The organism is Terrisporobacter petrolearius (genome assembly GCF_020748185.1).
Classification (GTDB): Bacteria; Bacillota; Clostridia; order Peptostreptococcales; family Peptostreptococcaceae; genus Terrisporobacter; species Terrisporobacter petrolearius.
Map to the genome: position 1 here is coordinate 1 of NZ_JAHZMO010000081.1, position 5,610 is coordinate 5,610.

A 5,610-nucleotide genomic window follows, 5' to 3' on the forward strand; every position below is an offset into this window, starting at 1 on the left:
TAACCATAGTATCATACCTCATCTTTTTAAGTTCCTTTCCTTAATGGTATCACACTCTATAATCAAAAAAGTGCATAAGCTGACAACAATCTTGTCAACTTACACACTTTATTTTACATTCCCCTTTTGTAAGATGGTTTTTTTATTAATTTAATTCTTCTTTATTTAGTATGTACTGAAGAGTTTCTAGAGCCTCTTGATATCTTAGTCTATCACTCTCATCTAGCTTAAATAACTTTTGTTCTAGTTCATTACTTAATTTACTAGTAAAGTTTATAGCTAACCTTTCACCTTCTTCTGTAATAACTATCATATATTTTCTTCTATCCGCTAAATCCTTTTCCCTATAAACATAGCCTTTTTTAGTTAGATCGTCTATCATACTTGTTAGACTACCTTTTTCTATATTTAATTTAGCACATAGCTCTGTCATACTTATACTACCATGATTTTTTATGAATACTAAAGCTCGTAATTGCGTTTTATTTACATTGTATAATGCCGAATATTTCTTTAGGTATTCTAAGTAAAGACTTGAGTAAATTTTAGGAAAGGTTTTTGATAAAAAACCAATTGTATTTGTTACTATACAGTTCATTTAATCACCTCAGATGCTTAATTTATTGACTTTTTCCCACTTCTATAGTTTACAATAAAAATATTTGTAGTACAATACTTTTTATAAATATACATCTTTTAATTTACTAATATTATCATGGACTGATATAATTTTACTTTTTATAAGATTACTACTTTAAAGCTTCTTAATCTATATTTGAACTTAAATTTAATCAAAATAAAATAAAGAGCCCTTATGGCTCTTTACTTATAATTATACTTTTAAATCTACTTCTATGCCTATACAGTCTTTATAGTCGCTTATAGCTGGCTCTAAATATTCTTCTACAAACTCTACAACTTGCTGAGGAGCTCTTCCTACAAAGTTCATAGGATCTAGTATAGATGTTATTTCTTCTTCATTTAACATCTTAAAAGCTTCGTTTTCAATTATTAACTCTATTAAGTTATTATTTAGACCTTCATGCTTAACTCTGTAAGCTGATTTCATAGATAACTCTCTTATTACTTCATGTAATTCTTGTCTATCTCCACCTCTTTTTACAGCTTCCATAAGTATATTTTCTGTAGCCATAAATGGTAATTCTTCGTCTATATGTTTTTTTATCATGTTTTCATATACAACTAATCCATCAGTTACATTTATACCTATATCTAATATTGCATCTGCAGCCATAAATGCTTGTGGTATAGAAAGTCTTTTGTTAGCTGAGTCATCTAAGCTTCTTTCTAACCATTGTGTAGCTTCTACTAAAGCTGGTGATATTGATTCAGAAATTATAAACTTAGATAAAGAAGCTATTCTCTCACTTCTCATTGGATTTCTTTTATAAGCCATAGCAGATGATCCTATTTGATTCTTTTCAAATGGCTCTTCTAATTCTTTTAAGCTTTGTAATAATCTTATATCATTTGTCATCTTGTGCATACTTTGTGCTATTCCAGCAAGTACATTTAATACTTGAGAATCTAATTTTCTAGTATATGTCTGACCACTTACTTTATATGATTCTTTATATCCCATTTTTTCACATACTACTTTATCTAGTTCTTTTATTTTATCTGTGTCATTTTCAAATAAGCTCATGAAACTTGCTTGAGTTCCAGTAGTTCCTTTTACTCCTCTAAGCTTCATATTTTCTAATCTATAATTTAAGTCTTCTAAGTCTATTATTAAGTCTTGTGCCCAAAGAGTAGCTCTTTTTCCTACTGTTGTAAGCTGAGCCGCTTGGAAGTGTGTAAATCCTAATGTTGGAACATCTTTATATTTTAAAGCAAAATCTTTAAGATTATCAATTAAGTTAACAAGTTTAATTCTTATTAATTTTAATGCTTCATTCATTTGAATAACATCTGTATTATCACCAACATAAGCTGATGTTGCACCTAAATGAATTATACCTTTTGCTTTTGGACATTGAAGTCCATAAGCCTTAACATGACTCATTACATCATGTCTTACTTCTCTTTCTATTTTTTTTGCTTCATCAAAATTTATATCATCTATATGAGCTTTTAATTCTTCTATTTGCTCATCACTTATATTTATTCCTAGTTGTTTTTCACCCTCAGCTAATGCAATCCATAGCTTTCTCCAAGTTGAAAACTTAAATTGAGGAGAAAAAATATAACTCATATTTTTGCTACAATATCTTTCTGTTAAAGGATTTGAATATGTTGTGTACTTATTTTCTATCATTTTTTGCACCATCCCTAAATCTTTTTATTCTACAAAGATTATTATATATAATTCTACGAACAATAACAATACTTTTTATGTTTTTTGTTCATATCATTTTTTATTTAATTTAAAATTATCTTTGCCAAGTATGTAATCAATACTCTCACTATCAACAAAATTTAGCACATGTTTATATCTTATAGCGTAGTATTTATCACTCCATCCCAACTGTTTCTTTATATCTTCTTTATCTGCTCCAAGCATTAAAGAAATAGCTGCATATGAATGCCTTAAATCTTTTGCTGAATATTGAGGCAATCCTGCTATGTCAAAAGCCTTTTTTACTATTAATCTTACATTTCTATCTGTAATAGATTGACTTTTCTGTGTTGTAAATATATAATCCTCAGAAGGTATTATTATTTCACCAAGCCCAGAGAAATATCTATAACTTTCTATAAGTCTGAAACAATATGGATGAAGTTTTATAACTCTTTCTTTTTTACCTTGTCCAAGTCTTATATAGAAATTATTTTCTTCGTCTACAATTAAATCTTTCCATTTGACCCTTACTAATTCATTTAATAAACATCCTGTTGTAACTAGAAATACCATTATTAGCTTATCTCTAGCATTAAGCTTATCTAAAGAATCTATTAGCTGATTAATTTCTTGTATACTCAACACATCTTTTTTACCTTTTTCTCTTGTAACTATCGGTTTGTTAACAAGAGTGAATGGATTTAATTCAATATATTTTTCCCTTTTCATAAAAGCATAAAAACTGTGTAAGTAGCTAAAGATTTTTTCACTTGTTGATATAGCATATTCATCTTCTACAAAAGATATAAAATCCCTACATTCATTTTTTGTTACTTCTAACAAGTCCTCTATTTTTGTCTTCTCTTTAAATAAAAGTATTTTACTAAAATAGTCTTTTTTTGTTGCTGGTGTCATTTTTGTTGAAAATAATTCAAATATTTCAAATTCTCTCTCACTCAATATATAACTATTATCCATAAGGTCTCCTTTCATTATTATTTTATTCAAATTTTAATTTTATATATTATTAAATTGTTTTAAACTGTAGTTTATTTCGATAAATAATTAAGAAGCACGTAAGTGCTTCTTTGAGTCATTACTTATTTACAGAATTAACTAATATATTAATTAATTCGCTTGATTTTTCGTTAAAAGTAGTTATAAATGTTAAATATTCACTAGCTCTATTCATAACCATATACATTTTATTAAGATCACCTATAAAGTCATTTATTTGATAGTCTTGATCTTCTTCATTTATAGTCTGATTATACAACATTTCTAACTCACAAAATACAACTGCTTTATATTCTAAGCTTTTTATAAAGTATAAATTTGATATTGTTATACCAGTTCTTTTTCCATATTTAGTTAAATTGTCATCTCCCACGATATATGGAATACTTACATCATCTAATGCCTTTCTAAGTAGATATTGAAAATATATTGTCTTTCCATTTTTCAATTTCTTTTTATTATATGGAAATACAATTGCTATATCACTGTAGTTTACTCCCTTGTTATTTACAAGATATTCGATCTCCCATAATATGGAGTTAATTTGTTCTTCTAAATCTTCTACTTTAACAATTTGAGTTGAAATTCCACCTTCCATAATAATATCACTAGGTATATATATGTCTCGCTTTACATTACTTCTCAAATCTTTTATATAATCATTAGCACTTGTACAAAATTCATTAGAAAAGTCAATAACTGCCTTTTTCTGTCTGTAATTTTTTATTAGCTGTATTTTTTCATCAAAATCAATATTTTGCAAAGGACTTTTAAATATATTTACGCTATTATATATATTTAAAGATTCACAGCAATACATATTAAATATATATTTAGTTTCATATAAAAATTCTTGAATAAACTCAATATCTCTTTTATCAAAACTTTCACTTTCATCTATAAACATACCTTTAAACATTTTTTTATTTTTTATAACATTTTTAGCTTGTTTTATCAAATTATTAAAAGTTTTCTCATAATCTTTTTTTAATAAGCCATAATCTAGTATTAGGTTGTACTTTTTAGATAGTTTAAATACAAAAGAAGAAATTGTATGTACCTCTAAATTATTATTATCTTTATATAATAGCTTAAGACTTTCTCTAAGTTGGTTACAAAGTTGCTTTGTATGAGTAAATATTATAAAGTTATGATGTGGATATATACGTGCTAATTTTATTGCTCTACTCATCATAATAGTTGTTTTTCCACTACCCGTAGGACCTTCTATTAATGTTTTCCCGTAATTAATAGAAAGTGATTTTTCTAATTGTTCATCCGTAATCATAGTAGCACTATAATTGTACTCATCTTGAGAAAAAGTTATTTTTTTAAACTCTTTATTAATATGATAAGCACCATTTAATTCATAATATTCTGGACATATATCCAAAATATATAAATTCAACTCTATTTCATTATTTTCTTCTTTTAAATAATTGTCTAGCTCTTCTTCACTATTCATTATACTTTTTAATTTACTCTTATCTATTATATTGTTACTAACAAAATATTCTAAGCCATATGCATCTTCTATATCCACATAAGGCATGACAAATACATAATTGAAACTAATATTATTATAAAATTGAGCCATTTTCAATTTTAACAACTCATATTCTTCATTCATTACTTCAATTAATTCTTCGTCTAATATAGAAAATAAATCTTCACTTGTATCCATAAATTTGATAAAAAGTATTTTATTATTTTTTATATATAATAAATCTGTGTTAATTCCTCTAAAAGGAGTAACTTTTGGCACTACATTTGTATTGTCATAGTTCTTTTCGTAAAAAATTTTTTCAACTTCTTTTACTTTTAATGCATCTAATTGTGAGTTAATATTAATATTTTGTCTCAATTTGCATTCCCCCTTTATAGTAATTATATCATTTAAACATATATTTTACTATATTATCAAATATATACATTTTATTATAGTAAGATTCATTTTTCATAATTATCTAAACAGTTATATTACTTACTATACAAACTAAATAATACTTTGTATATATTTTAATAAAAAATTCGCTTTGCTCATATCGCCAACGAGATGCCTTAACTACCGCTTCAGTCAACTCCGTTGCTCAAGAACACATTTTTTACCTTTTCTAAATGAATTTATATAATTTAATTCTAGAACTTATCAACAGCGTAAATTGAACTATAATTCCTACGAAAATGATTTTAGCCAAAGGCTGTTTTTTGCAACACTAAACTAAACCTACTATAAATAGGTTAAATTTAGTGTTGTTTTTACTTTTTTATACCCCCTCTAGACTACATCT

General features: G+C 26.0%; 4 protein-coding genes. All 4 read right to left on the minus strand.

Annotation, left to right across the window (positions count from 1 at the left end; genetic code table 11):
- Positions 1 to 145: 145 nt before the first annotated feature.
- The 4 genes from K0040_RS19485 to K0040_RS19500 all read right to left on the minus strand — a co-directional run bounded on the left by K0040_RS19485 (position 146) and on the right by K0040_RS19500 (position 5,183).
- Positions 146 to 598, minus strand: coding sequence for a MarR family winged helix-turn-helix transcriptional regulator (locus K0040_RS19485; RefSeq protein WP_228110371.1), 453 nt, complete (start codon positions 596 to 598; stop codon positions 146 to 148).
- Positions 599 to 832: 234 nt separating this feature from the next.
- Entirely contained in the window at positions 833 to 2,278 is a 1,446-nt protein-coding gene (purB, locus tag K0040_RS19490; protein WP_228110372.1) for an adenylosuccinate lyase, read from the minus strand.
- Positions 2,279 to 2,371: 93 nt separating this feature from the next.
- Positions 2,372 to 3,280 carry a tyrosine-type recombinase/integrase gene (locus K0040_RS19495; RefSeq protein WP_228110373.1) on the minus strand — a complete coding sequence of 303 codons (909 nt, stop codon included), beginning with the start codon at positions 3,278 to 3,280 and terminating at the stop codon, positions 2,372 to 2,374.
- Between the two features lie 118 nt (positions 3,281 to 3,398).
- Positions 3,399 to 5,183: a DEAD/DEAH box helicase family protein gene (locus K0040_RS19500; RefSeq protein ID WP_228110374.1), complete on the minus strand. Its 1,785-nt coding sequence runs from the start codon at positions 5,181 to 5,183 to the stop codon at positions 3,399 to 3,401.
- Positions 5,184 to 5,610 lie beyond the last annotated feature (427 nt).

Coding starts and splice junctions, on each gene's coding strand:
- K0040_RS19485 (WP_228110371.1), bottom strand. CDS start 598: ATGAACTGTATAGTAACAAATACAATTGGTTTTTTATCAAAAACCTTT.
- purB (WP_228110372.1), bottom strand. CDS start 2,278: ATGATAGAAAATAAGTACACAACATATTCAAATCCTTTAACAGAAAGA.
- K0040_RS19495 (WP_228110373.1), bottom strand. CDS start 3,280: ATGGATAATAGTTATATATTGAGTGAGAGAGAATTTGAAATATTTGAA.